The following is a 24,678-nucleotide window of genomic DNA, read 5'->3' as shown; positions in this document are numbered from 1 at the left end:
GGGGGACCTACGCGAGGAGCTCTGCGGCGCCGGTGCGCAGGGCGGCGAGGCGGGACGAGACGGCCGACCGGCGGGCGTCGGCGTCGGAGTCGTGCGACCAGGCGTCGAGGTAGAGCTTGACCTTCGGCTCCGTGCCGCTCGGGCGCGCGATGAGACGGGCACCGTCCAGGGAGAAGCGGAGCGCGTCGGTCGGGGGCAGCGCGCCGCCCTCGGCGAGCAGGTCCTCGCTCCGCTCGACGGCGAGCCCGCCGATCGCGGTCGGAGGCGTCGCGCGCAGTCCGGCCATGATCCGGCCGATCTCGGAGAGGTCGGTGACGCGGAGCGAGATCTGCTCCGATCCGAAGAGCCCGAACCGCTCGGCGAACGACTCCAGCTCGTCGTCGATCGTGCGCTCCTCGGCGGCGAGCGCGCTCGCGAGGGAGAGGAAGGCGAGCGCGGCCGAGACGCCGTCCTTGTCACGGACCGTCCCGGGGTTCACCAGGTAGCCGAGCGCCTCCTCGTAGCCGAAGACGAGGTCGGGGACGCGCGAGATCCACTTGAAGCCCGTGAGCGTCTCGGCGAAGTCGAGGCCGTAGTCGGCCGCCACGGCACCGAGGGCGGGGGAGGACACGATCGAGCAGGCGAGCGCTCCTCCGGTGCGGCCCTCGCGGCGGGCCTGCTCGGCGGCGCGCCAGCCGAGCAGCGCTCCGACCTCGTTGCCGGTGAGGCGCCGGAAGCCCTCCGGGGCGGAGGCGTCGGGCACGGCGGCGGCGAAGCGGTCGGCGTCCGGGTCGTTGGCCACGATCAGCTGCGCGCGACCGGAGCGCGCGGTCGAGAAAGCGAGGTCGAGGGCGCCCGCCTCCTCCGGGTTGGGGAACGCGACCGTGGGGAACGCCGCGTCGGGCTCGATCTGCTCGACCACGACGGCCGGCTCGTCGAATCCCGCCGCGGAGAGCACCCGGTGCGCCGTCTCCCAGCCGACCCCGTGCATCGCCGTGTAGACGATGCGCAGCGGAGCGGACTGGCGGCCGACGGCGGCCGTCGCCTCGATGTAGGCGGCGACCACGGACTCGTCCGCGAGCCGGTACTCGCCGCGCGGCAGCTCCGGAACGCGCCGGTCCCGCGCGACCGCGAGGATCCGCTCGGCGATGTCGGAGTCGACCGGCGGCACGATCTGCGAGCCCTCGTCGGCGCCGCCGAGGTACACCTTGTAGCCGTTGTCCTGCGGCGGGTTGTGGCTCGCCGTGACCATCACTCCGGCGTCGGCGCCGAGGTGGCGCACGGCGAAGGCCAGTACGGGGGTGGGCAGGAGCCGGGGGAGCAGCACCGCGTCCACGCCGGCGCCCGCCATCAGCGCGGCGGAGTCCTCGGCGAAGACGCGCGAGTTCTTCCGGCCGTCGTAGCCGATCACGACCACGGGCCGCTGGACGCCCTGCGCCAGCAGGAAGTCGGCGAGGCCGACGGCGGCCTGCGAGACCAGCACGCGGTTCATCCGGTTGGATCCCGCCGCGATGGCGCCGCGCAGGCCCGCGGTGCCGAACGCCAGGCGGGCGCCGAAGCGGTCCTCGAGCTCGGCGCGGGCGGAGGCGTCGCCCGAGTCGGAGGCGGTCAGCAGGCCGACCAGCTCCTCCCGCGTCTCCGGGTCGGGGTCCTGGGCGAGCCAGGCCTCGGCGAGCTCCCGGACGTCGGCGCTCACAGGGCGCCCGTGATCCCGGCGAGCAGGCGGGCGAGGTCGTCCTCGGCGTCGCGGCCGGCCTCGAGCACCTCCTCGTGGCTGAGGGGGGTCTTCTGGATGCCGGCGGCGAGGTTCGTGATGAGCGACATGCCCAGCACCTCCATGCCCGCCTCGCGCGCGGCGATGGCCTCGAGGGCGGTCGACATGCCGACGATGTGGCCGCCGATGATCCTCGCCATCTGCACCTCGGCCGGGCTCTCGTAGTGCGGCCCGCGGAACTGCACGTACACGCCCTCGTCCAGCTCAGGACGCGTCCCCCGGGCGAGGTCGCGCAGGCGCGAGGAGTAGAGGTCGGTGAGGTCGACGAAGGTCGCGCCCTCGAGCGGCGAGTCGGCGGTGAGGTTGATGTGGTCGCTGATCAGCACGGGGGTCCCGGGCGTCCAGTGCTCCTTGATGCCGCCCGCGCCGTTGGTGAGGATCATCACCGTCGCGCCCGTCGCGGCGGCGGTGCGGACGCTGTGCGCGACTCGGCGCACGCCGTAGCCCTCGTAGTAGTGGGTGCGGGCGCCGATGATCAGCGCGCGCCTGCCGGTGGGGAGCAGGACGGAGCGCAGGGTGCCGCCGTGCCCGTGCACGGCCGGCTTGGAGAAGCCGAGGATCTCGGTGGCCTCCACCGTCGCGGTCGTCTCGCCGATCGCGTCGGCGGCCTTGCCCCAGCCGCTGCCGAGGGTGAGGGCGATGTCGTGCTTCTCGACCCCTGTCGCCTCGGCGATCTGAGCGGCCGCGCGGGCCGCGATCTCGAAGGGATCGGCGTCGGGGGCGTCGAGCGGGTGCAGGGTCTGGTCGGACATCCTCCCACCCTACCGACGGGCTGCGCGGCGGCGGAGGGCGACTCCCGCGGCTGATCCGACACCCCGCGATTGGGCGAACACTCAGTGAGAGAGGACAATGGGAAGCATGGCTTACGAGTTCGAGCGCGCGCAGAGGATCGCTGTACTCGGAGGGGGGCCGGGCGGCTACGAAGCCGCCATCGCGGGAGCGCAGCTCGGCGCTGAGGTCACCCTGGTCGAGCGGGTCGGAGTGGGCGGCTCGGCCGTCATCACCGACGTCGTCCCGTCGAAGTCGCTCATCGCGACGGCGGAGGCCACCAACGCCATCGGCGAGGCCGCCGACCTGGGCGTGCAGTTCTTCACCCGCTCGGAGCAGAACAAGCCGGTGCGCCCGGACGTGGCGGTCAACCTGGCGACGGTGAACAAGCGCCTGCTCGGGCTCGCGCGCCAGCAGTCCGAGGACATGCGCGCGAACCTGGTGCACCACGGCGTGCGCATCGTCCAGGGGGACGGGCGCCTGGACGGCTCGAACGCCTTGATCGTCGCCACGGCGGCCGGCGGCGAGGGCATGGACTTCGACCGCATCGAGGCGGACACGATCGTGGTCTCGGTGGGCGCCAGCCCGCGCGTGCTCCCGACCGCGGCTCCCGACGGCGAGCGCATCCTCAGCTGGACCCAGCTCTACAACCTCAAGTCCGTCCCCGAGCACCTGATCGTGGTGGGCTCCGGCGTGACCGGCGCGGAGTTCGCCTCCGCCTACCGTGCGCTCGGCGCCCGCGTGACCCTCATCTCCTCCCGCGACCAGGTGCTGCCCGGCGAGGACGCCGACGCGGCCGCCGTGATCGAGAACGTCTTCAAGCGCAACGGCATGGTCGTGCTCTCGAAGTCGCGCGCCGACCGCGTCGAGCGGACCGAGAAGGGCGTGCAGGCCGTGCTCTCGGACGGACGTGTCGTCGAGGGCTCGCACTGCCTGATGGCCGTCGGCTCCGTGCCGAACACGGCGGGCATCGGCCTCGAGGACGCGGGGGTGCAGCTGACGGAGTCGGGGCACATCCGCGTCAACCGCGTCGCCCGCACCAGCGTCCCCTCGATCTACGCGGCCGGGGACTGCACCACGTTCCTCCCGCTCGCCTCCGTCGCCGCCATGCAGGGCCGCACCGGCGTGTTCCACGCCATGGGCGACGCCGTGAACCCGACCGAGGTGCGCAACGTCGCGGCGAACATCTTCACGCAGCCCGAGATCGCGACCGTCGGGTGGAGCCAGCGCGAGATCGAGGAGGGCATCGCGCAGGGCGAGATCTACAAGCTCCCGCTCGCCGCGAACCCGCGGGCGAAGATGATGGGCATCCGCGACGGCTTCGTCAAGCTGTTCGCGCGCACCGGCTCCGGCACCGTCATCGGAGGCGTCATCGTCGCTCCGAAGGCGAGCGAGCTGATCTTCCCGCTCGCCCTCGCCGTGGAGCACCGCCTGACCGTCGACCAGGTCGCGCGGGCCTTCACCGTCTACCCGAGCCTCACCGGCTCGATCTCGGACGCCGCGCGCGCCATGCACATCGTCACCTGACGCGCCACTCCGCCGGGCCGCGCGGGGTGCGGCCCTTCATCGGCAGAGCGCACGACCGGGAATCGCGTGCGAAGCGATTGACGGCAGCGCGACACGACCCGCTCGGCGGTACCCCTCACGTCGAGGAGCCGACCGCGCCGGGCCGCGCGGGGAGCGGCCCGGAACGGGCTCAGACGATCTGGAGGAGCACGTGTCCCGCGGGGACGGTCGCTCCGGCCGTCGCGTCGAGGCCCTTCACGACGCCGTCCTTGTGGGCGGTGAGCGGCTGCTCCATCTTCATCGCCTCGAGGACGACGACCAGGTCGCCGGTGACGACCGTGTCGCCCTCGGCGACGGCGACCTTGACGATGGTGGCCTGCATGGGCGAGGCGACGGAGTCGCCCGTGACGGTGCTGACGGAGGAGGAGCCGCGGCGCTTCGGGGAGGCGGCAGCGGCCCCGCGGGCGGGTCCCGAGCCGACCAGGTCGCCGGGGAGAGTGACCTCGACGCGGCGCCCGTCGACCTCGACGACCACGTTCCGGCGGGCCGCCGGCTCGTCGGTCGCTCCGGGCTCGCCGCTCCAGGCCGGGATCGTGTTCTCGAACTCGGTCTCGATCCAGCGGGTGTAGATCGTGAAGGGCGCGCCGCCCTCGGGGGCGAAGGCCGGGTCCTCGACGATCGCGCGGTGGAAGGGGAGGACGGTCGGCAGTCCGGTGACCTCGAACTCGGCGAGGGCGCGGCGCGAGCGCTCCAGCGCCTGCTCGCGGCTGTCGCCGGTGACGATCAGCTTCGCGAGGAGCGAGTCGAAGGAGCCGGAGATCACGTCGCCGGCGACGACGCCGGAGTCGACGCGGACGCCGGGTCCGCCGGGGGCCTTGAAGACGTGCACCGGGCCCGGAGCGGGGAGGAAGCCGCGGCCCGCGTCCTCGCCGTTGATGCGGAACTCGAAGGAGTGGCCGCGGGGCGCCGGGTCGTCGTAGTCGAGCACGCCGCCCTCGGCGAGGCGGAACTGCTCGCGCACGAGGTCGATGCCGGTGATCTCCTCCGACACGGGGTGCTCGACCTGGAGGCGGGTGTTCACCTCGAGGAAGGACACCGTGCCGTCCTTGCCGATCAGGAACTCGCAGGTCCCGGCGCCGAGGTAGCCGACCTCCTGCAGGATCGCCTTCGAGGCGCGGTAGAGCTCGGTGTTCTGCGCATCCGTCAGGAACGGCGCGGGCGCCTCCTCGACGAGCTTCTGGTGGCGGCGCTGGAGGGAGCAGTCGCGGGTGGAGACCACGACGACGTTGCCGTGCGCGTCGGCCAGGCACTGGGTCTCGACGTGGCGCGGCTGGTCGAGGTACTTCTCGACGAAGCACTCGCCGCGGCCGAAGGCGGCGACGGCCTCGCGCGTGGCCGAGGCGAACAGCTCCTCGACCTCGTCGCGCTCGCGGGCGACCTTGAGGCCGCGACCGCCGCCGCCGAAGGCCGCCTTGATCGCGACGGGGAGGCCGTACTGGTCCACGAACTCGAGCACCTCGGCGGCGCCGGAGACGGGGTTGAGGGTTCCCGGGGCGAGCGGCGCGCCGACCTTCTCGGCGACGTGGCGGGCCGAGACCTTGTCGCCGAGGCGCTCGATGGCCTCGGGGCCGGGGCCGATCCAGATCAGGCCGGCGTCGATGACGGCGCGGGCGAAGTCGGCGTTCTCGGCGAGGAAGCCGTAGCCGGGGTGCACGGCGTCGGCACCGGAGCGGCGCGCCACCGAGAGCAGCTTGTCGATGACGAGGTAGGTCTCGGCGCTGGTCGTCCCGCCGAGGGCGTAGGCCTCGTCGGCGAGGCGGCTGTGCACGGCGTCGCGGTCCTGGTCGGCGTAGACGGCCACGGAGGCGATCCCGCTGTCGCGGGCGGCGCGGATGACTCGGACGGCGATCTCGCCCCGGTTGGCGACGAGCACCTTCGTAATCTTCGGCATGGTCCCCAACCCTAGGGGGCGGCTCCGCCCGGCCCGGCGCGGCTCACCACAAAGAAGCGGAGGGCCTTCGTCGGTTCCTCACAAGGGCGGGACGGGCCTCAGCGGTTCCAGAGCGCGGTCCAGTCGACGCCGAGGCTCCGCACCAGAGTGCGGAGGGTCGGCACCGACATCCCGATCACCGTCGAGGGGTCGCCCTCGATCGCGGTGATGAAGCCGGCGCCGCGGCCGTCGATGGTGAAGGCGCCGGCCACCTCGAGGGGCTCGCCGGTGGCGACGTAGGCGTCGATCTCGGCGTCGTCGATGTCGTCGGCGAACGTGACGGCGGCGGAGGTGACCGCTCCGGCCTCGGCGACGATCCTCCCGCCGCGGTGGTCGACGAGCCAGTGGCCGGAGTGGAGGCGGCCGGTGCGACCGCGCTGGGCGCGCCAGCGCTCCCGGGCCCGCTCCGGCTCGTGCGGCTTGCCGTGGACGACCCCGTCGAGGACGAACGCGGAGTCGCCGCCGAGCACCAGACCGTCGATGTCCGGGCGCAGGACGGCGTGCGCCTTGGCGCGGGCGAGCAGCGAGACGGTGGCGTCCGCGTCCAGCGCCGCGCCCCGCTCCTGCTCGGCCCGGGCGACGGCCGCGGGCTCGTCCACCTCGGAGGGGACGACGACGGGCTCGATCCCGGAGGCCCGCAGCAGCGCGAGGCGCGCGGGGGAGGTGGAGGCGAGGTAGAGGCGCACGAGGGCTCCCTGCGGCCGGGCCCACGCTGTGGGATGCTCGACGGATGGCACAGACCCCGTCCCGAGCATCCGCCCGCCCCGACGGGGCCGACGACGCACTCGGGACCGAGATCGAGCTCGACATTAGCAACGTCGCCCACGGCGGCGTGTTCGTCGCCCGGCACGAGGGCCGCGTCGTCTTCGTCCCGGACGTCCTCCCCGGCGAGCGCGTGCGGGCGCGGATCAGCGAGGTCCGGCACGACAGCTTCTGGCGTGCCGAGGCGCTCGAGGTGCTCGAGGCGTCCGAGCACCGGGTGGAGCACGTCTGGCCCGAGGCCGCCCTCGACCGCCGCCCGGGGGAGCGCGTCGGCGGCGCCGAGCTCGGCCACGCCGACCTGGCCTACCAGCGCGAGCTGAAGCGCCTCGTGCTCGTCGACTCCTTCTCCCGCTTCGCCCGTCGCGAGGTCGAGGTGGAGGTCTCGCCGATCGGCGGGGACGACGCGTCCGGCGGCCTCGGCTGGCGCACGCGGAACCGCCTCCACGTCGACGACGACGGACGGGTCGGCCCCTACGCGGCACGCAGCCACCACGTCGTCACCGTGGAGTCGCTGCCCCTCGCGACCGCCGACTCCTCCCTGGCCGCACCGCTCGGCGAGCGCCTCGCTCCCGGCTCGGTGGTCGACCTCGTCGACGCGGCCGGGTCCGAGGGGGCCGCGGTGCTCGTGCACGACCCCTCCGACAAGCGCGCCCGCCGCGACCGCACGGTGGTGAGCGAGTTCGTCGCCGACCGCACCTTCCGGGTCGACCGCACCGGCTTCTGGCAGGTGCACCGCGGAGCCGCCGCCGCGCTCTTCGAGGCCGTGCAGGCCGCCGTCGACGCGGATGCGGCGGACCCGTCGGCCGCCAACCACGACCTCTACGGCGGGGTGGGCCTGCTCGCCGCGGCGCTGGCCGACCGCCTCGGCGCCGGAGTGCGCGTGACAAGCGTCGAGAGCGACTCCCGCGCCACCGAGCACGCGCTCGAGAACCTGGCCGACCAGGTCGGCGCCCGCGCGGTGACCGCCCGCGTCGACCGCTACCTCCGCGACGTCGTCGCCCAGGCCGATGCGCGCGAGCGGGCGCGGTGGCGCGCGGCGACCGTGGTCCTCGACCCGCCGCGCTCGGGCGCCGGCCGAGCGGTCACCGACGCTCTGGCGGAGCTGCGGCCGGCGCAGCTCGTCTACGTCGCCTGCGACCCGGTCGCGCTCGCCCGCGACGTGGGCGCCCTGACCGGGGCGGGCTACGAGCTGGAGCGCCTCGAGGGCTTCGACCTCTTCCCGCACACCTCCCACGTGGAGGCCGTTGCGCGACTGGTCCGCCGAGAGGACTGACCGCGGGCCCGCGTCTGCGTACCATGGGCGGGATGAAGCCCCACGTCGACGCAGCCGAGGCCCCGCGCGTGCGCGTGGCGATCGTGGACGACCACGAGTCGGTGCGCCTGGGCGTGGCCGCCGCCGTCGAGAGCGCGGGAATGCAGGTGGTCGCCGCCGCCGAGACCGTCCAGGCCCTCGAGAGCACGATCGGCGGCGCCGAGATCGAGGTGCTCGTCCTCGACCTGTCCCTGAACGACGGCTCGAGCATCACCAGCAACGTCAAGTGGGGGCAGGTGCGCGGCTCCGCCGTCCTCGTCCACAGCATCGCGGACCGCGTCGTGGCCGTGCGGGAGGCGCTCGCCGCGGGAGCGGCCGGCGTCATCCCGAAGTCCTCGCCCATGTCGACGGTCGTCGCCGCCATCCGCACGGTCGCCCGCGGCGAGGTGCTCAACAATCTGGAGTGGGCCTCGGCCATCGACGCCGACGACGACTTCGCGCGGGCCGTGCTCGGCCGTCGCGAGCGCGACGTCCTGCACCTCTACGCCTCGGGGCTGCCGCTGAAGCTGGTGGCCGATCGGCTGCAGATCTCGGTGTCGACGGCGAAGGAGTACCTCGACCGGATCCGCGACAAGTACGTCGAGATCGGCCGTCCCGCCCCGACGAAGGTCGATCTGCTGAGGCGCGCGGTGGAGGACGGCATCCTGCCGGGCATCGACCCGGACGACGGCGATGGCGGGCGCTGAGGCGCCGATCGCCCGCCGCAACGCCGGGCGCGAGCGGATCGACCGGATCATCAGCACGGTCGTGTCGTTCTTCGGCTTCGGCTTCGGTGTGCAGACCGTCCCGCCGATCCTCGCCCAGCTGCCCCTGCTGCGCCCCGAGGTGGCCTGGCCGGTGCTGGTGCTGGTCTTCGGATCGCTCACCGCCGCCGTGGTCACCGCCGTGCTGCGGCGGGGCACGCGGATCACGGCCTTCCTGGTCGCGGTCGGCGTCCTCGTCGCCCTCCTGACCTGGCCGGCCGCCGTCGCCACCGGGGGCGCGGACCGCGAGACCCCGTGGATCTGGTATCTGCTGACCATCGGCACCGCCTTCTGCACGATCGCGGCTCCCCTCCGGATCGCGATCGCGTACGTGTCGGTGACGACCGTGCTGTTCGGGCTGCTGCGCGTCCTCCCCTCCGGCGGCGGGGCGGAGCCGACCCGCGCGATCCTCGACGCCGCCTACGTGGGCATCGTCGGCTTCGTGATGCTGGTGCTGATCACCGTGCTCCGGCAGTCGGCCGACCAGATCGATCGCGCGCAGACGACGGCCATGGAGCAGTACGAGGCGGCGATGCGCCAGCACGCCGGCGAGGTGGAGCGGGTCGAGGTCGACGCCCTGGTGCACGACAACGTGCTCGCGACGCTGCTCTCCGCCGCCTCCGCCGAGTCGCCGGCCGAGCGTGCGCTGGTCTCCTCGATGGCGCAGCGCACCCTCGCCGTGCTGCTGCCCGACCACGAGCCGGAGCCGCCCGAGGGGCTGGTCCCGCTCGAGCTCCTGCAACGCCAGCTCGCCCACGCGGCGTCCACCTTCGGGACCGAGATCGCAGTCGCGACGGCCGACGGAGTGGATCCGCGCGCGACGACGCTGCCGCGCCCGGTGGCCGAGGCGCTGCTCGGCGCGGTCTGGCAGGCGCTCGCCAACAGCGTTCAGCACGCGGGTCCGAGCGGCAGCGTCCACCGCGCCGTGCACGGGCTGCTGGGCGACGGCGCGGTGGAGGTCGTGGTGGAGGACGACGGCCGCGGCTTCCGGCTCGCCGACGTCCCGCGCGAGCGGCTGGGCATCCGGCTCTCCATCCTCGAGCGGGTGCACAACGCGCGGGGATCGGCGCGGGTCGACTCGACTCCGGGCGAGGGCACCCGTGTCGTCCTCTCCTGGCGGGCGGACGCGGGAGGAGGGCCGTGATCGCCTACCCGCGCCCCCTGCTCCAGGCGCTCGGCGCCGGCTTCTCGCTGTACCACGTGGTGCTCGCCTTCTTCTCCTTCCGCATCTCCCCGGCCACGCCGGCCGACCTCGTCGCGGTCGCGCTGTACGTCGCGGCGACCGTCGTCGCCCTCTGGCCGGGAGCGACGACCCGGCTCGCCCTGCCCGTCGCGGTCGGGATGACCGCGGTCGCCGTCGCTCTGCCGCTGCTGGTCGCGCCCTCGCTCGATCCGGGTGCCTCCAACGGCTACTCCACCTGGTACATCGCCGCGGTCGGCACCCTCATGACGATCGTGTGCGCCCGCCGGCGCGCGGCCTGCGCCTGGGTCGGCGTCGGCTTCCTGATCGTGCACACCGTGTTCTGGGCCGGCCCGGCCGCGCTGGCCACTCTCGGCGTCGTCGGGGGGATCGCCTGGGTCGCGATCGCGCAGCTGCTCATCGTCGAGCTCGGGCGCGCGGGCTCCGAGGCGCGCGTGCTCGAGGCGGCCGAGCGCGCGGCCGCGTCGTGGCGGGCCGCGGAGGAGGCGCACCTCACGGAGCGCGAGGTCCGGCTGGAGCAGACCCGCGCCCTCGCCGCCGACATGCTGCTGCGCATCGCCGAGCCGGGACCGGGCCTCACCGACGAGGAGCGGCGCGAGTGCCGGCTGCTCGAGGCGGCCGTGCGCGACGAGATCCGCGGCCGGCGGCTGCTGGACGACGAGGTGCGGCGTCTCGTGCTCGACGCGCGGCAGCGGGGGGTGACCGTCTCGGTGCTCGACGACGGCGGCCTCGACCGCACCTCCGAGGGCGAGAGCCGACGGGTGCTGGGGGAGCTCGCCCAGGCTCTGAGCGGGATCCGCGAGGAGGTCGACCGCGTGGTGGTGCGCACCGCGTCGGCCGACTCGGCGTCAGCCGTCACGGTCGTGGGCCTGCGGACGGCCGGCGACGGCAGCGCGGGCGCCCTCGGCTCCGACGACGCGGGGGACGAGGTCGACGCCTGGGTCGAGATCCGGCGCGACGGCGTCGGCGGACGGGACGTCTGAGCGGCGGAGCGCGCTCGGGACGGCGCGGCCGTCCCCATGCGCAGTGACCGGTGGCGACCCGGCCCGGAGGGCGTGCGGATGTCGGATCGGTGCCGCGGGCGGGACGCTCCGGCTCTCAGCACGGCTCAGGTCTCGGCGCGCCCGAACTCTCGGAGCGGACCGATCGTCGGCGCGGCACGAGCGTGAGCAGAGCCGTCGTGAGCAGTGCCCGTCGAGCGCACGGCACGGGATGAGAAGAGCCCGTTAACGGAGTGCGGCGGGCCGTCCACTCCTCCGAAGAGGGGGCCCGGCCCGCCGTTAAACCCCGAGTGAGGGTAACAACCCGAATATTACCCTCACTCGCCCCCAACACACCCGCCTGCTTACCCTGGTCGGCGAGTGATTGGCGGTGCCCCTTCCGAAGGAGGAGCACCGTACGTCCACTAGTGTGCTCGCTCCGCCAGGAGGCGCATAGTCAGCACTTTAGGGGACTAATCGGGGGACAAATTTCACGTTCCGCGTCGCGGATCGCTCGTTCCCCGACGGGCTGCGTCTGCGAGTCCGCTCAGCCGGAGAAGGAGCGCCACGCTCCCGGTGCCGGCCGCAGCGGCCCGCGGACCGCCGCGGCGCGGTCGTTCCAGCCCCCGCTGAGCTCCTGCGGGGTCTCCGGCTCGGCCTCGGTGCGAGAGGTCAGTGCGGTGACGACGGCCGTGACGGCGGCGATCTCGGCGGCGTCGAGGCCGGGGGTGGAGATGACGACGGCGGGTGCGGAGTCGGAGGCGGTCATCCCGTGACGCTATCGCATGCCGTTCACGGCGCCGGTCGGCGGGGCATGGCTATGCTGACGCCGGATGCCGCCGGAGCGTCGTCCGTCCGTTGCGAACAGGAGCGTCCCCGCATGCCGACGTGGTTCCCGAGGAGCGGTGCCGCGGCGCTGCGCCCCCTGCGTCTGCTGGTCCGGAGGTCGCCTGCGGCCGTCTCGGTCGTCCTGGTCCTCCTGGCCGCGAGCGCGATCACGGGGACGCTCGTCGCCCCCGCGGGAGCCGAGACGACGGCCTGGTGGGCGGCGGGCCCGATGACGACCTTCGACGGCCGTCCGTGGACGGCGGTGACCGCCCTCCTGATCGCGGCGGACCCGCTGCAGCTGCTCCTGGACGTCGTGCTGGTGCTCCCGATGCTCCTCGCCGCGGAGCGCCGCCTCGGCTCGGCCCGCACCCTCCTCGCCTTCCTCGTGACCGGCGCCGTCGGGATCGTCGTCGGGTCCTCCGTGCAGTCGATCGGCGCTCTCGTCGGGGAGTGGTGGGCGGGCGACACCGTCAGCGACCACACCTTCGACCCGCTGATCGGCGCGGTCGGCGCCCTCATCGCCTCGACCGCCTTCATGGGCGCTCTGTGGCGTCGCCGGCTCCGGGTGACCGTCTTCGCCGTCGTGCTGATGTTCGTTCTCTACGCGGGCGACTCCGCCGACGCGTACCGGCTCCTCGCGGGCGGCGCGGGGCTCGTGCTCGGCGCGGTGCTCGCGCGGGGAGCGGCGGGGCTGCGTCCGCAGCGTCCGGCGCCGAGCTCGCACCGCGAGTCCCGGGGGCTGCTGGCGGCGGTCGTCGTCGTCACCGCGATCGGTCCGCTCGTCGCCGTCCTCTCGGACTCGGGTTACGGTCCGTTCTCGTTCCTCGGCCGACTGCTGCAGAGCGCCTTCACGGGGACGACGGACCTCGAGGACCCGTGCAGCCGCGCCCTCCGGCACTGCGCGCACCACGTGAAGCTGAGCCTGGTCGCCCCCGGGCCGATCCTGCTGACGTTCGTCCCGCTCCTCCTCCTGCTCGTCGCCGCCTACGGCCTGCGCTCCGGGCGCCGCCTGGGCCTGCTGCTGGCGGTCGGGGTGAACATCGCGATCGCGATCCTGGAGGTCTTCTCCCTCCAGCGCGCCGCCCGTCACCCCGAGTTCCTGTACTACGCCGAGTACCTGCTCTGGGTGGCGACGACGGTGCTGGTGCCGCTGGCCGTCGTGGCGATGCTCGTGATCGGGAGGAGGCACTTCCGCATCCGCGCGCCCCGTGCCGCTGCGAGGCTCTGGACGCGGGTCGTCGCCATCGCCTTCGTCGTGTCCCTCGGCGGCTATCTGGCGCTCTCGGCCGGCGTGCGCACGAGCTTCGAGCCGCTCCTGGGCCTCGGGAGGCTCCTCCTGGACGGGCTGCTGCGCTTCGTCCCGGTGAGCTTCCTCGGCGGCGCCGGACTGCTCGCCGTGCCGCGGGAGCCCGTTGCGCGGATCGTCTTCGAGTGGGTCGGCCCGGTGTTCTGGCTCGTGGTCGTCGTGGCGGTGGTCGCTCTGCTCCGGGCCACCGACGTGCAGCGGAACCGCGGCGACGAGGCGCGGTACCGCGTGCTCCTGTCCCTGCACGGCGCCGGCAGCCTCGGCCACCAGGGGACCTGGGAGGGCAACGCGCACTGGATCTCGGCCGACGGGACCGGCGGAGTCGCCTACCGGGTGATCGGCGGCGTGGCGATCACTCTCTCCGACCCCGCCTGCGCTCCCGAGCGGCGGAAGGATGTCGTGGCCGAGTTCGTGCGGTTCTGCGACGAGCGCAGCTGGACGCCCGTGTTCTACAGCATCCACGACGAGCTGCTCCCCGTCTTCGACCGGCTCGGCTGGTCGCGCCTCTCGGTCGGCGAGGAGACGATCATCGAGCTCTCCTCCTTCGAGCTCACCGGCAAGCGGTGGCAGAAGGTGCGCTACCCGCTCACGCGCGGCATCAAGCTGGGCATCGAGGCGCAGTGGACCAGCTGGCCCGAGCTCTCCCTCGGCATGGCCAACCAGATCGTCGACCTGTCGGAGCGCTGGGTCGCCGAGAAGGCGCTGCCCGAGATGGGCTTCACCCTCGGTGGGATCGACGAGGTCCGCGATCCCGACGTCGCCCTCCTGCTCGCGGTCGGACCGGACGGCGTGCTGCAGGGGGTGACGAGCTGGCTGCCCGTGCACCGGGAGGGGCGCGTGGTCGGCTGGACCCTCGACTTCATGCGCCGCTCCGACGACTCGATGCCCGGCATCATGGAGTTCCTCATCGCCTCCGCGGCGCTGCGCGTCAAGGAGGAGGGCGCCGAGTTCCTCTCGCTCTCGGGCGCACCGCTCGCCACCGCACCGGTCGAGGAGGGGGAGGAGCCTCCGGAGCCGACGGTCCTCTCGCGCCTGCTCGAGTTCCTCTCGCGGACGCTCGAGCCGGCCTACGGCTTCACGTCGCTGTTCCGCTTCAAGGCCAAGTTCCACCCGCGCTACGCGGGCCTCTGGATGACCTACCCCGACGCGCTGCAGCTGCCCCGGATCGGAGCCGCGCTGGGTCGCGCCTATCTGCCCGACCTCTCCGCCGCGCAGGCGCTGGCGTTCGCGCGGGTGGTCGGGGCGAAGCCGGAGGAGAAGCCGTCCGAGGCGTCCGCGGCGAAGCCGGATGCTCCGGCCGCCAGGGCAGGCGCTCCTGCGGCGAAGGCGGGTGCTCCGACTGCCGAGCCGGACGGTCCTGGGGTGAAGGCGGGTGGTCCTGCGGTGAAGGCGGGTGCTCCGGCTGCGAGGGCGGATGCCCGGGAAGCGGAGCCCGATTCCGCGACAGGGGAGCCGGGTGCTCCGGCCGCGGAGCCGGCCGCTCCCGTCGTGCGGCCCGATGCTCCCGCGGAGTCCGCTGCCCGACGGACCGGCCCCGGCTCCTCCGACTGATCGTTCCGCCCCTCCGCCCCGTGAGGAGGTGGGCGCAGCGGAACGCCGCGGCACGGACGGTCTCCCGTCTCCTGCCGCGGCGTCCGAGCGAGCCGGGTCAGAGCGGGATGTTGCCGTGCTTCTTCGCGGGCAGGTTGGCGCGCTTGGTGCGCAGCGCACGCAGCGCCTTGATGACGGAGACACGCGTCGCCGAGGGCTCGATCACGCCGTCGAGCTCGCCGCGCTCGGCCGCGAGGAACGGGCTCGCGACGTTGTAGGTGTACTCGTTCGCCAGGCGCGTCCGGACAGCTGCGACGTCCTCGCCGGCCTCCTCCGCCTTGCGGATCTCGTTGCGGTAGAGGATGTTCACCGCGCCCTGGCCGCCCATGACGGCGATCTCGGCGGTCGGCCACGCGAGGTTGATGTCGGCTCCCAGCTGCTTGGACCCCATCACGATGTACGCGCCGCCGTACGCCTTGCGCAGGATGACCGTGACCAGCGGCACGGTCGCCTCGGCGTAGGCGTAGAGCAGCTTCGCGCCGCGGCGGATGACGCCGGTCCACTCCTGGTCGGTGCCGGGCAGGTAGCCCGGGACGTCGACCAGGGTCAGGATCGGCAGCGAGAACGCGTCGCAGAAGCGGACGAAGCGGGACGCCTTCTCGCCCGCCTCGATGTTCAGCGTGCCCGCCATGGCGCTCGGCTGGTTCGCGATGATGCCGACGGAGCGGCCCTCGACGCGGCCGAAGCCGATCACGATGTTCGGCGCGAACAGCGGCTGCACCTCGAGGAAGTCGCCCTCGTCGACGATGTGCTCGATGACGGCGCGCATGTCGTACGGCTGGTTCGGGCTGTCCGGGATGACCGTGTCGAGGAAGCGGTCCGCGTCGGTCGTCTCGAGGTCGACCTCGGTCTCGAAGACGGGGACAGGCGACAGGTTGTTGTCCGGGAGGAAGGAGAGGAGCGTCCGCGCGTAGTCGAGCGCGTCGTTCTCGTCGCTCGCGAGGTAGTGCGAGACGCCCGAGATCTTGTTGTGGGTCAGCGCGCCGCCGAGCTCCTCCATGCCGACGTCCTCGCCGGTGACGGTCTTGATCACGTCGGGCCCGGTGACGAACATCTGGCTGGTCTTGTCGACCATGATCACGAAGTCGGTCAGGGCGGGGGAGTAGACCGCGCCTCCCGCGGCAGGGCCGCAGATGATCGAGATCTGGGGGATCACGCCGCTCGCCGCGGTGTTGCGGCGGAAGATCTCGCCGTACTTGCCGAGGGCGACCACGCCCTCCTGGATCCGTGCTCCGCCGGAGTCGAGGATGCCGATGATCGGGACGCCGGTCTTCAGGGCGAGGTCCATCACCTTGATGATCTTCTCGCCGGCCACCTCGCCGAGCGAGCCGCCGAAGATCGTGAAGTCCTGCGAGTACACGGCGACCTGGCGGCCGTGGATGGTGCCGGTCCCGGTGACGACGGCGTCGCCGTAGGGGCGCTTCTTCTCCATGCCGAAGGCGTGGGTGCGGTGGCGCACGAACTCGTCCAGCTCGACGAACGAGCCCGGGTCGAGGAGGGTGTCGATCCGCTCCCGTGCGGTCATCTTGCCCTTGGCGTGCTGCTTCTCGATCGCCGCCTCGCCACTGGCCGTGACGGCCTCGTGGTAGCGGTTCCTGAGGTCCGCGATCTTCCCCGCGGTCGTGTACAGATCGGGCGCGGGACGTTCGGTGTTCGCGGTCACCCGCTCACCCTACCGGCGGGGCGGACGCCTCCTCTTGTCGCACTCGCACAGGGAGGGCCGCTCCCGACGGGAGGATCCGGACAAGGGCGGGCCGTCGCGCGCGGCGCTCGGAGCGGCCTCGCGGGAGCCGCCGCTACCGTGGCGGCATGCTCCTCCCGCTCTCCTCCGCCGTCTCCCCCCGCGTCCTCGCGCTCGAGTCGGCGGGGTCGACGAACGACGAGCTCCGCGAGCGGGCGGCCGCCGACCCCGCCGCGTGGCCGCACCTCTCCGTCGTCGCCACCGGCGACCAGCGAGCCGGGCGCGGCCGGCTGGGGCGCGTCTGGCAGGCGCCCGCGGGCCGCACGCTCGCGGCCTCGACTCTGGTCGACGCCTCCGCCCTCGGCGCCGAGGCCTCCGGCTGGCTGCCGCTCGTGGCCGGCGCCGCTCTCGCCCGGGCCCTCGCACCCCTCGTCGACGGGGACGTCGCCGTCAAGTGGCCCAACGACGTCCTGATCGACGGCCGGAAGGTCGCGGGGATCCTCGCCGAGCGACTGCCGGACGGACGGGTCGTCGTCGGCACCGGCGTGAACCTGCTGCTGACGGAGGCGGAGCTGCCGGTCCCGACCGCCACCTCGCTCGCCCTCGCCGGAGCGCGGACGACGAGCGCCGACGAGGTGCTCGCCGCGTTCCTGACCGGGTTCCAGGGCCTGCTGGCTCCGCTGCTCGCCCAGGGCGACCCCGAGGCCTCCGGAGCGGCCGCCGCCGTCCGCGCCTCCTGCGGCACCCTCGGAACGCGCGTCCGGCTCGAGCTGCCCGACGGCACGCAGGAGGAGGGGACCGCCGCCGCACTCGCCCCGGACGGCTCGCTCCTGCTCGAGCAGGGCGGTGCGCTGCGCTCGTTCCCGGCCGGCGACGTCACGCACCTGCGCTCCTGATGGCCAGGACCGACCCCGCCGACCGCGAGCTGGCGCGGCTGACCCCGCGCGCCCGCCGGGCGGTCGCACCGGTCGTCGGCCTCCTCCTGCTCACCTGGACGGGCTTCTACTTCGCCGCGCAGTTCGAGCTCGCCCTGCAGCGCTGGATCATCGGGCTCGGCACCGCACTTCTGGTGCTTCTCCTCTGCGCTCCCGGGATCGCGGGCTGGGCGAGCGTGCGTTACCGCGTCACCGCCTCCGGCCTCAGCGCGCGCCGGGGCGTGGCGTCGATCCGGCGGGCCGAGGTGGTCTTCGATCGGAGGATGGAGGTCGCGGTCGAGCGCTCCCTCGGCCAGCGCCTCGCCCGGTGCGGCGACGTCCGGATCCTGCAGGCGGGAGCCGAGGTGTTCGTGCTGCGGGACCTGCCGGATCCGGAGCTCACGGCCGACCTGCTGCGGGAGGCGATCGGCGCGGCTCCCGCTCTCGAGCAGGAGTGGCCGCCGCCCGCGTGAGCGCGCCGGGCCTCGGTAGCATGGAGCCGCCCCGCGCCAGCGGGCGGAGACGGAGGAGCGCCATGCGCGTCGGCGTGATCGGGGGCGGCCAGCTCGCTCGGATGATGATCCCCGCGGCGGTGGAGCTCGGCATCGAGATCGCCGTGCTCGCCGAGAGCGAGGGCGCCCCGGCGGGGCTCGCCGCGACACGGGTCGGCGACCACCGCGACGAGGCCACCGTGCTCGCCTTCGCCGAGACCGTGGACGTGGTGACGTTCGACCACGAGCACGTTCCCCAGCCGATCCTCCGCGAGCTCGTCGCCCGCGGCGTCGCCGTGCACCCCGGCCCCGACGCCCTGCTGTTCGCCCAGGACAAGCTGATGATGCGGCGCCGCCTGACCGAGCTCGGCGTGCCCGTGCCCGAGTGGGCCGAGGTCTCCTCCGCCGAGGAGCTGGGGGCGTTCCTGGCCGAGCACGGCGGCAGCGCCGTGGTGAAGACCGCGCGCGGCGGCTACGACGGCAAGGGCGTTCGCGTGGTGCGCGGCGCCCACGAGGCGGACGACTGGTTCACCGCCCTCGCCGAGGACGGCCGGGGCGGCTCGCTCCTGGTCGAGGAGCTGGTGGGCTTCCGCCGCGAGCTCGCGCAGCTCGTCGCCCGGCGTCCCTCCGGCGAGAGCATCCTCTGGCCGGTGGTGGAGTCGGTGCAGCGCGACGGCGTCTGCGCCGAGGTGATCGCTCCGGCCCCCGCGTCCGCCGGCCGGCTCGCATCAGCCGCGGCCGAGATCGCGCAGACGATCGCCGACAGCCTCGGGGTCACCGGCGTCCTGGCCGTCGAGCTGTTCGAGACGACGGACGACCGGATCCTGGTCAACGAGCTGGCCATGCGCCCGCACAACAGCGGCCACTGGACGATGGACGGATCGACCACGTCGCAGTTCGAGCAGCACCTGCGCGCGGTCCTCGACCTGCCGCTCGGCGCGACGGGCTGCCGCGATCCGTGGACCGTGATGGTCAACGTGCTCGGCGGCCCGGTGGGGGAGTCGCTGACCGACCGCTATCCGCGGGTGCTCGCCGATCACCCGGGTGTGAAGGTGCACAACTACGGCAAGGAGCCGCGACCGGGCCGCAAGGTCGGGCACGTGAACGCCACCGGCGACGACCTCGACCTCGTGGTCTACGAGGCTCGCGCGGCGGCGGCCGTTCTCACGGACTGACCCGTACGATGGTCGCCGTGACGAGCCTGCCGACCTCCCCGACCCCTGCCGGAGCCCTCTCGTGAGCGCGGACGCGCTCGTGAACGGGCCCGCGCCGCTCGTCGGCGTCGTGATGGGGTCGGACTCGGACTGGTCCGTCATGCAGGCGGCGTCCACCGTCCTCGCCGAGTTCGGCGTGGCGCACGAGGTCCGGGTCGTCTCCGCGCACCGCACCCCGGAGGCGATGATCGCGTACGGCCGCGAGGCCCGCGGCCGCGGCCTGAAGGTCGTCATCGCCGGGGCGGGCGGAGCCGCCCACCTCCCCGGCATGCTCGCCGCCGTGACCTCGCTCCCCGTCGTCGGAGTGCCGGTCCCGCTCGCCCGACTCGACGGGCTCGACTCCCTCCTCTCGATCGTGCAGATGCCCGCGGGCGTCCCCGTCGCCACCGTCTCCATCGGCGGAGCGCGGAACGCCGGACTGCTCGCGGTGAAGATCCTCGCGACCGCGGACGACGCCCTCTCCGCAGCGCTCGACGCCTTCGCCGCCGACCTCGAGGTGCAGGTCGCCGCGAAGAACGACGCCCTGGTGGCGGGTCTGTGACGGCCGTCGCCCTGCCGCTGCGGCACCCGGACGTCGCCTCCCGCGCCTTCATGACGCGGCGGGCGTGGTGGCTGCTGATCGTCAACCTCCTGGTGCCCGGGTCCGCTCAGGTCCTGGCGGGCAACCGCCGGCTCGGGCGCCTGGGGCTCGGCTTCACCCTCGGGCTCTGGGTCGCCCTCCTGGTCGCGGTGCTCCTCTACTTCGTCTTCCCGACCGGCCTCTACACGCTCGCGACCTTCGACCTCTCGATGCTCGCGCTCCAGGCCGCGCTCGTCGTCTACGGGGTGGTCTGGGCCGTGCTGACGCTCGACACCCTCCGCCTGATCCGCGTCGTCCGGGTGCGCCCGCGGATGCGCGGCGTGCTCGCTTTCGCGACGATCGCGCTGATGGCGGTCTCGGTCGGCACCACCGCCTACGGCACCTACCTGCTCGGCGTGACCCGGGGGACGCTGTCGTCGATCTTCGGCGGCGGAGCGATCGAGCAGCCGATCGACGGCCGCTACAACGTGATGCTCCTCGGCGGCGACGCGGGGGAGGACCGCGACGGTCTGCGCCCCGACAGCATCTCGGTGGTCAGCATCGACGCGTCGAGCGGCAAGGCCTCGATCATCGGCGTCTCGCGCGAGTTCGTCGACTTCCCGTTCCCCGAGACCAGCCCGATGCACGAGCTCTACCCCGACGGCTACGACACCGACAACTGCGCCGTCGACGTCTGCAAGCTCAACTCGGTCTACACCGAGGTCGAGCTGAAGCACCCGGAGCTCTACCCCGACGCCGTCGACCACGGCAGCGAGCCCGGCATCGAGGCGATGCGCGACGCGGTCGAGGGCATCCTCGACCTGAGGATCCAGTACTACGCGCTGATCGACATGGAGGGCTTCGCCCAGCTGATCGACGCGCTCGGCGGCATCGACATCGACTACGTGGCCGACGAGCCGCTGCCCCTGGGCGGGCTGCCCGACTCCGACGGCGTGATGCAGGGCGTGAACCAGTGGATCGATCCCGGGCACTGGCACTTCAACGGCGAGCAGGCGCTCGCCTACGCCCGCTCGCGCTACACCACGAGCGACTACGACCGGATGGCGCGCCAGCGGCAGGTGCAGGAGGCGCTGCTCGCCCAGTTCGAGCCGGGCAACATCCTCGCCAAGTTCCAGGACGTCGCGTCCGCCGGGTCCCAGGTCATCAAGACGGACGTCCCGCAGGGGATGCTCGGCTACTTCGTGCAGCTGGGGCTCAAGACGAAGTCGCAGCCAGTGGATCCGATCGAGCTGGTCCCGCCGGCCGTCGACCCGGAGGACCCGGACTACGACGTCGTGCACTCGCTGGTGAGTGCCGGACTGTCGGGCGACTCCGCGCCGTAGACGGCCGGGTGCCGCACGCCTCAGAGGTCGGAGTGCAGCGCCCAGACGCGCTCCGCGGAGTCGCGCCAGCTGAAGGCGCGGGAGCGGTCGCGGCCGGCCACCGACATCCGCTCGCGCAGACCGGTGTCGGCGAGCACGCTGCTCATGGCGAGGGCGAGGCGGTCCGGGTAGTCCTTCGCGTCGACGCGCTCGACGGCGACGCCGGCGTCCGCGGCGACCTCCATCAGCGCGGGGTCGTCGGAGTGCACCACCGGCACTCCGAAGTGCATCGCCTCGAGCACGGGCAGGCCGAAGCCCTCGGCGATGCTCGGGTAGACGAAGAGGGTGGCCCGGGAGAGGACGACGGCGAGGTCGGCGTCGCTGAGGACTCCCAGGGCGCGCACGCGCGTCTCGTCGAGGCCCTGCTCGTCGGCGACGGAGGCCACGTCCAGGTCGCCCCAGCCGGTCGGGCCGACCAGGAGCAGCGGGATCGCCGGCGCGGACGCTCCTCCGAAGGCCGCGATCAGCGAGACCAGGCCCTTGCGCGGCTCCAGCGTGCCGACGCTCAGCACGTACTCCGGGGGGAGGCCCAGCGCCGTGGCGCGCTCGTCGGCGTCCTCCGGGACGACCAGGCCGGAGCCGACGGCTCCGCCGATCACGCGCAGTCGATCGCCGAAGTCCATCAGCTGGGAGAGCTGGTGGGCGACGGCGTGGGTGGGGACGACGACGGCGTCCGCGTGCTTGCGGGCGCGCTTCGCCATCGCCCGGTGCCACTTCGCGCCGTGCGGGGTGAGGGTCTCGGGATGCGTCCACGGCACCGTGTCGTGGATCGTGACGGCGATCTGCTCGCCCTCGCTCCCGTCGTGGCTGCGCAGCGGGGCGAAGAGGCTCGGGGCGTGGATCATGCCGCCGCCGGCCGGGATGGCGATCCCGTACTGCCAGGCGCGCGAGAGCTCGCGGCGCCCGAGCGGCAGCCGGTGGATGCGCGCGAGGCCGGGCAGGCGCAGGCGCAGCTCCTCCTCCTTCTCGGGCGGGTGGGCGGAGACGACGGCCTCCACCTCGCAGTCGCGGGGAGCCGTCGCGATCAGCTCGCGGGTGAGCTCCTCGGTGTAGCGGCCGATGCCGCCGGGCACGCGGGCGAGCATCTGGTCGACGACGACGCGGAGAGTGGTGGTCACGGGGTCACCGCCTCGAGGGGTGCGGCGGCGAGCGCGTCCTGCCAGGAGCGCAGCGGCGGCAGGCCCGCCCGGCTCCAGCCGTCGTGTCCGAGGACCGAGTAGGCCGGACGCGGAGCGGGGCGGACGAACGAGCCGCTGTCGGTCGGGCGCAGGCGCTCGGGATCCAGGCCCGCCTTGGCGAAGACGGCACGGGCGAAGCCGAGCCAGGTCGTCTCGCCGGAGCTGGTGCCGTGGTAGACGCCGGCCGGGGCCTCCGCGTCGACCAGCTCGATCAGGCGCGCGGCGAGGTCGGCGGTCCAGGTGGGCTGGCCGTGCTGGTCGTCGACCACGGTCAGCGTCTCGTGCGCGCCCGCCAGTCGCACCATCGTCTTAGCGAAGTTGCCGCCGTGCTCGCCGTAGAGCCAGGCCGTGCGGACGACGTACCCGCGCTCCGGGTTGGCCTCGAGCACCAGGCGCTCGCCCTCGGCCTTCGTGCGGCCGTAGGCCGAGATCGGATTCCGGGGGTGGTCCTCCGAGTACGGGGTCGTCGCGGAGCCGTCGAAGACGTAGTCGGTGGAGACCTGCACGAGTGCGGCTCCCGTCTCTGCGGTGGCGAGGGCGAGGTTGCGCGCTCCGACGGCGTTGACGCGGGACGCCTCCTCCTCGTCGGTCTCGGCGTCGTCGACGCGGGTGTACGCGGCGCAGTTCACCACGGCGTCGTGTCCCGCGACGGCGGCGCGCACGGCGTCGAGGTCGGTCACGTCGAGGTCGGAGCGGCCGAGGGCGGTGCTGGGGCGGGAGCCGAGGGCCGCGCGCAGGTCGGTGCCGAGCATGCCGGAGGCGCCCGTGAGGAGGAAGGTCACCTCCTCATCATGCCCGAGCGGTCCGTCGGCCGACGGTCGGCGCTCCGGTACGCCGCCGGGTGGCGCAGAGAGGCGTCGCGGGCCCGTGACACGCCGTCGTTACACTGGCGACCGTGCAGATCCGAGAGCTCGACATCCCCGACGTCTACGAAGTGACTCCGCGCCAGTTCCCCGACGATCGCGGGGTCTTCTACGAGTTCTACCGCTTCGACCGCCTGGCCGAGAAGGTCGGGCACCCGCTCTCGCTCCGGCAGGGCAACACCTCCGTCTCACGGCGCGGCACCGTCCGCGGCATCCACTTCGCGCAGATCCCGCCGTCGCAGGCCAAGTACGTCTCGTGCTTCTCCGGCGCGGTCCTCGACTACGTGATCGACGTGCGCGTCGGGTCGCCGACCTTCGGGCGCTGGGAGTCGATCCTGCTCGACGACGTCGACCGCCGCTCCGTCTACATCGCCGAGGGGGTCGCGCACGCCTTCGTGGCGCTGACCGAGGGCGCCGTGGTCTCGTACCTCGTGAACGCCACCTTCGACCCGGTGCGGGAGAAGGGGATCGACCCGCTCGACGAGCAGATCGGCCTGCGCTTCCCGGAGGAGGCCGGCGAGCTGCTCCTCTCGCCGAAGGACACCGACGCACCGACGCTGGCCGAGGCCGAGGCGCAGGGCCTGCTGCCGACCTGGGACGAGGCGCGGGCCTTCTACACGGAGCTCGACTCCGCGTCCTGACCGCCGATCCGGTGGGCGGGCCGCCCGGCGCCGGCCAGGCGGCCCGCCCGATCGGAGCGGATCAGCTCTTCGAGCGCAGGCGCATCAGCGCGACCCGGGCGCCCAGCCCGGCGCGGACCGCCGCGCGGATCGGCGCCTGATACCAGGCCCCGTACTTCTGCGCGAGGTAGAGGTAGGCGCTGCGGTGGTGGACCGCGAGCATCCGCGCCGAGGCCAGGCGGGTGGAGTGCCCGCCGAGGTGGGAGACGACCGCGTCGGCGAGGTAGACGTTGGTCCAGCCGCGCTGTCCGAGCGAGTCGCCCAGCTGGACGTCCTCGAAGTACATGAAGTAGCGGTCGTCGAACCCGCCGATCTCCTCGAAGGCCGTGCGGCGCACCATCACGCAGGCGCCGGAGAGCCAGCCCGCCTCCATCCGGCCGTGGCGGAGGGTCTCGACCGCGCGCGAGCGCCGGTAGGTCGCCGACCACGGGTTGCCGGGCCAGACGTGGGCGAAGACGGCGTGCCCGACGCCCGTGCCGAGCGAGGGCAGAGCGCGGGCGGAGGGGTAGATCGTGCCGTCGGAGTCGAGGATCCGCGGCCCGATCGAGCCGATCCGGTCGTCCGCCGTCGCGGCGGCGTAGAGGGCGTCGATCGAGCCGGGGAGGAAGACCGTGTCCGGGTTGGTCACCAGGATCCACTCGACCTCGGGCCCGAGGCGGTCGACCGCGTAGTTGACGGCCCGGCCGTAGCCGAGGTTCTGCCCGGTCTCGTGGAACTCGACCTGCGGCAGGCGCTCGACGACGCTGCGGACGGAGTCGTCCGTGGTCAGGTTGTCGACCACCAGGATGCGCACGTCGTGCTCCGTCGCCTCCGGCACGGACTCGAGGCACGCGCGGAGGACCTCACCCGAGAAGTGGGTGACGACGACGACCGCGATGGGCAACGTCGAGCGGGCGATGGGAGCCTCCGGGTGGTGCGGCGTCGACGGGAGGAGTGCCCCGTCGGAAGAACTCGACGAGGCTAGCACGCGGCTCGAG

21 protein-coding genes are annotated in these 24,678 nt (G+C 73.5%); 12 read left to right on the top strand and 9 right to left on the bottom strand.

The features are described 5' to 3' along the window. Positions 1 to 7: 7 nt before the first annotated feature. Complete coding sequence (locus tag C5C55_RS02830; protein WP_104232832.1) at positions 8 to 1,675, bottom strand: phospho-sugar mutase; 1,668 nt, start codon at positions 1,673 to 1,675, stop codon at positions 8 to 10. Then, a complete protein-coding gene (locus tag C5C55_RS02825; protein ID WP_104232831.1) occupies positions 1,672 to 2,505 on the bottom strand; it encodes a purine-nucleoside phosphorylase in 834 nt (277 codons plus the stop codon). The genes C5C55_RS02830 and C5C55_RS02825 overlap by 4 nt, the downstream gene beginning before the upstream one ends. Before the next feature lie 106 nt (positions 2,506 to 2,611). On the opposite strand from C5C55_RS02825, the gene C5C55_RS02820 reads away from it, so the two are divergent. Further along, complete coding sequence (locus C5C55_RS02820) at positions 2,612 to 4,048, top strand: NAD(P)H-quinone dehydrogenase (RefSeq protein ID WP_104232830.1); 1,437 nt, start codon at positions 2,612 to 2,614, stop codon at positions 4,046 to 4,048. Between the two features lie 169 nt (positions 4,049 to 4,217). Here C5C55_RS02820 and C5C55_RS02815 read toward each other — a convergent pair whose 3' ends face one another. Beyond that, the gene (locus C5C55_RS02815) at positions 4,218 to 5,978 is read right to left on the bottom strand and encodes a biotin carboxylase N-terminal domain-containing protein (protein WP_104223170.1); all 1,761 of its coding nucleotides are present in this window, start codon (positions 5,976 to 5,978) and stop codon (positions 4,218 to 4,220) included. Positions 5,979 to 6,076: 98 nt separating this feature from the next. Beyond that, the gene (locus C5C55_RS02810) at positions 6,077 to 6,703 is read right to left on the bottom strand and encodes a nucleoside triphosphate pyrophosphatase (protein WP_181027094.1); all 627 of its coding nucleotides are present in this window, start codon (positions 6,701 to 6,703) and stop codon (positions 6,077 to 6,079) included. Between the two features lie 44 nt (positions 6,704 to 6,747). Here C5C55_RS02810 and C5C55_RS02805 point away from each other — a divergent pair, with 44 nt between their 5' ends. The 4 genes from C5C55_RS02805 to C5C55_RS02790 are packed head-to-tail and all read left to right on the top strand — an operon-like array spanning position 6,748 to position 11,018. Beyond that, positions 6,748 to 8,052 carry a class I SAM-dependent RNA methyltransferase gene (locus C5C55_RS02805; protein ID WP_146080877.1) on the top strand — a complete coding sequence of 435 codons (1,305 nt, stop codon included), beginning with the start codon at positions 6,748 to 6,750 and terminating at the stop codon, positions 8,050 to 8,052. A 23-nt stretch (positions 8,053 to 8,075) separates the two neighbouring features. Beyond that, on the top strand, positions 8,076 to 8,777 hold the full coding sequence (locus tag C5C55_RS02800) for a response regulator transcription factor (RefSeq protein ID WP_104232829.1): 702 nt from the start codon (positions 8,076 to 8,078) through the stop codon (positions 8,775 to 8,777). After that, positions 8,764 to 9,978 (top strand): sensor histidine kinase, encoded by a 1,215-nt coding sequence (locus C5C55_RS02795; protein WP_104232828.1) that lies wholly within the window; start codon positions 8,764 to 8,766, stop codon positions 9,976 to 9,978. Before C5C55_RS02800 ends, C5C55_RS02795 begins: the two co-directional genes overlap by 14 nt. Further along, positions 9,975 to 11,018: a hypothetical protein gene (locus C5C55_RS02790; protein ID WP_104232827.1), complete on the top strand. Its 1,044-nt coding sequence runs from the start codon at positions 9,975 to 9,977 to the stop codon at positions 11,016 to 11,018. The genes C5C55_RS02795 and C5C55_RS02790 overlap by 4 nt, the downstream gene beginning before the upstream one ends. 544 nt (positions 11,019 to 11,562) lie before the next feature. Here C5C55_RS02790 and C5C55_RS02785 read toward each other — a convergent pair. Then, positions 11,563 to 11,784, bottom strand: coding sequence for an acyl-CoA carboxylase subunit epsilon (locus tag C5C55_RS02785; RefSeq protein WP_104223166.1), 222 nt, complete (start codon positions 11,782 to 11,784; stop codon positions 11,563 to 11,565). 111 nt (positions 11,785 to 11,895) lie between these two features. On the opposite strand from C5C55_RS02785, the gene C5C55_RS02780 reads away from it, so the two are divergent. Beyond that, on the top strand, positions 11,896 to 14,700 hold the full coding sequence (locus C5C55_RS02780) for a DUF2156 domain-containing protein (protein WP_181067741.1): 2,805 nt from the start codon (positions 11,896 to 11,898) through the stop codon (positions 14,698 to 14,700). Positions 14,701 to 14,797: 97 nt separating this feature from the next. Here the strand turns inward: C5C55_RS02780 and C5C55_RS02775 are convergent, their stop codons facing one another. After that, positions 14,798 to 16,402, bottom strand: coding sequence for an acyl-CoA carboxylase subunit beta (locus C5C55_RS02775; protein ID WP_104223164.1), 1,605 nt, complete (start codon positions 16,400 to 16,402; stop codon positions 14,798 to 14,800). 146 nt (positions 16,403 to 16,548) lie between these two features. Between C5C55_RS02775 and C5C55_RS02770 the strand changes: the two genes are divergently transcribed. From C5C55_RS02770 to C5C55_RS02750, 5 genes are all read left to right on the top strand, one after another. Continuing rightward, entirely contained in the window at positions 16,549 to 17,316 is a 768-nt protein-coding gene (locus tag C5C55_RS02770; RefSeq protein ID WP_104232825.1) for a biotin--[acetyl-CoA-carboxylase] ligase, read from the top strand. Continuing rightward, a complete protein-coding gene (locus C5C55_RS02765; RefSeq protein WP_104232824.1) occupies positions 17,316 to 17,807 on the top strand; it encodes a PH domain-containing protein in 492 nt (163 codons plus the stop codon). Before C5C55_RS02770 ends, C5C55_RS02765 begins: the two co-directional genes overlap by 1 nt. A 62-nt stretch (positions 17,808 to 17,869) precedes the next feature. After that, positions 17,870 to 19,000: a 5-(carboxyamino)imidazole ribonucleotide synthase gene (locus C5C55_RS02760; RefSeq protein ID WP_104232823.1), complete on the top strand. Its 1,131-nt coding sequence runs from the start codon at positions 17,870 to 17,872 to the stop codon at positions 18,998 to 19,000. A 112-nt stretch (positions 19,001 to 19,112) separates the two neighbouring features. Continuing rightward, complete coding sequence (gene purE, locus C5C55_RS02755; protein ID WP_104225651.1) at positions 19,113 to 19,580, top strand: 5-(carboxyamino)imidazole ribonucleotide mutase; 468 nt, start codon at positions 19,113 to 19,115, stop codon at positions 19,578 to 19,580. Next, positions 19,577 to 20,941: an LCP family protein gene (locus tag C5C55_RS02750; RefSeq protein ID WP_258067470.1), complete on the top strand. Its 1,365-nt coding sequence runs from the start codon at positions 19,577 to 19,579 to the stop codon at positions 20,939 to 20,941. Before purE ends, C5C55_RS02750 begins: the two co-directional genes overlap by 4 nt. A 20-nt stretch (positions 20,942 to 20,961) precedes the next feature. Here C5C55_RS02750 and C5C55_RS02745 read toward each other — a convergent pair whose 3' ends face one another. After that, entirely contained in the window at positions 20,962 to 22,098 is a 1,137-nt protein-coding gene (locus C5C55_RS02745) for a glycosyltransferase family 1 protein (RefSeq protein WP_258067469.1), read from the bottom strand. Next, positions 22,095 to 22,940: a dTDP-4-dehydrorhamnose reductase gene (gene rfbD, locus C5C55_RS02740; RefSeq protein ID WP_104232822.1), complete on the bottom strand. Its 846-nt coding sequence runs from the start codon at positions 22,938 to 22,940 to the stop codon at positions 22,095 to 22,097. Before rfbD ends, C5C55_RS02745 begins: the two co-directional genes overlap by 4 nt. A 113-nt stretch (positions 22,941 to 23,053) precedes the next feature. Between rfbD and C5C55_RS02735 the strand changes: the two genes are divergently transcribed. Further along, positions 23,054 to 23,662, top strand: a complete 609-nt coding sequence (locus C5C55_RS02735; protein WP_104232821.1) for a dTDP-4-dehydrorhamnose 3,5-epimerase family protein — start codon at positions 23,054 to 23,056, stop codon at positions 23,660 to 23,662. Positions 23,663 to 23,723: 61 nt separating this feature from the next. Here C5C55_RS02735 and C5C55_RS02730 read toward each other — a convergent pair whose 3' ends face one another. After that, positions 23,724 to 24,584 (bottom strand): glycosyltransferase family 2 protein, encoded by an 861-nt coding sequence (locus C5C55_RS02730; RefSeq protein WP_258065203.1) that lies wholly within the window; start codon positions 24,582 to 24,584, stop codon positions 23,724 to 23,726. Between the last annotated feature and the right edge of the window lie 94 nt (positions 24,585 to 24,678).

This window comes from Rathayibacter sp. AY1C2 (assembly GCF_002931195.1).
GTDB lineage: Bacteria > Actinomycetota > Actinomycetes > Actinomycetales > Microbacteriaceae > Rathayibacter.
Note: the sequence above shows the minus strand (reverse complement) of the source record. Positions and strands in the feature narration are given on the sequence as shown.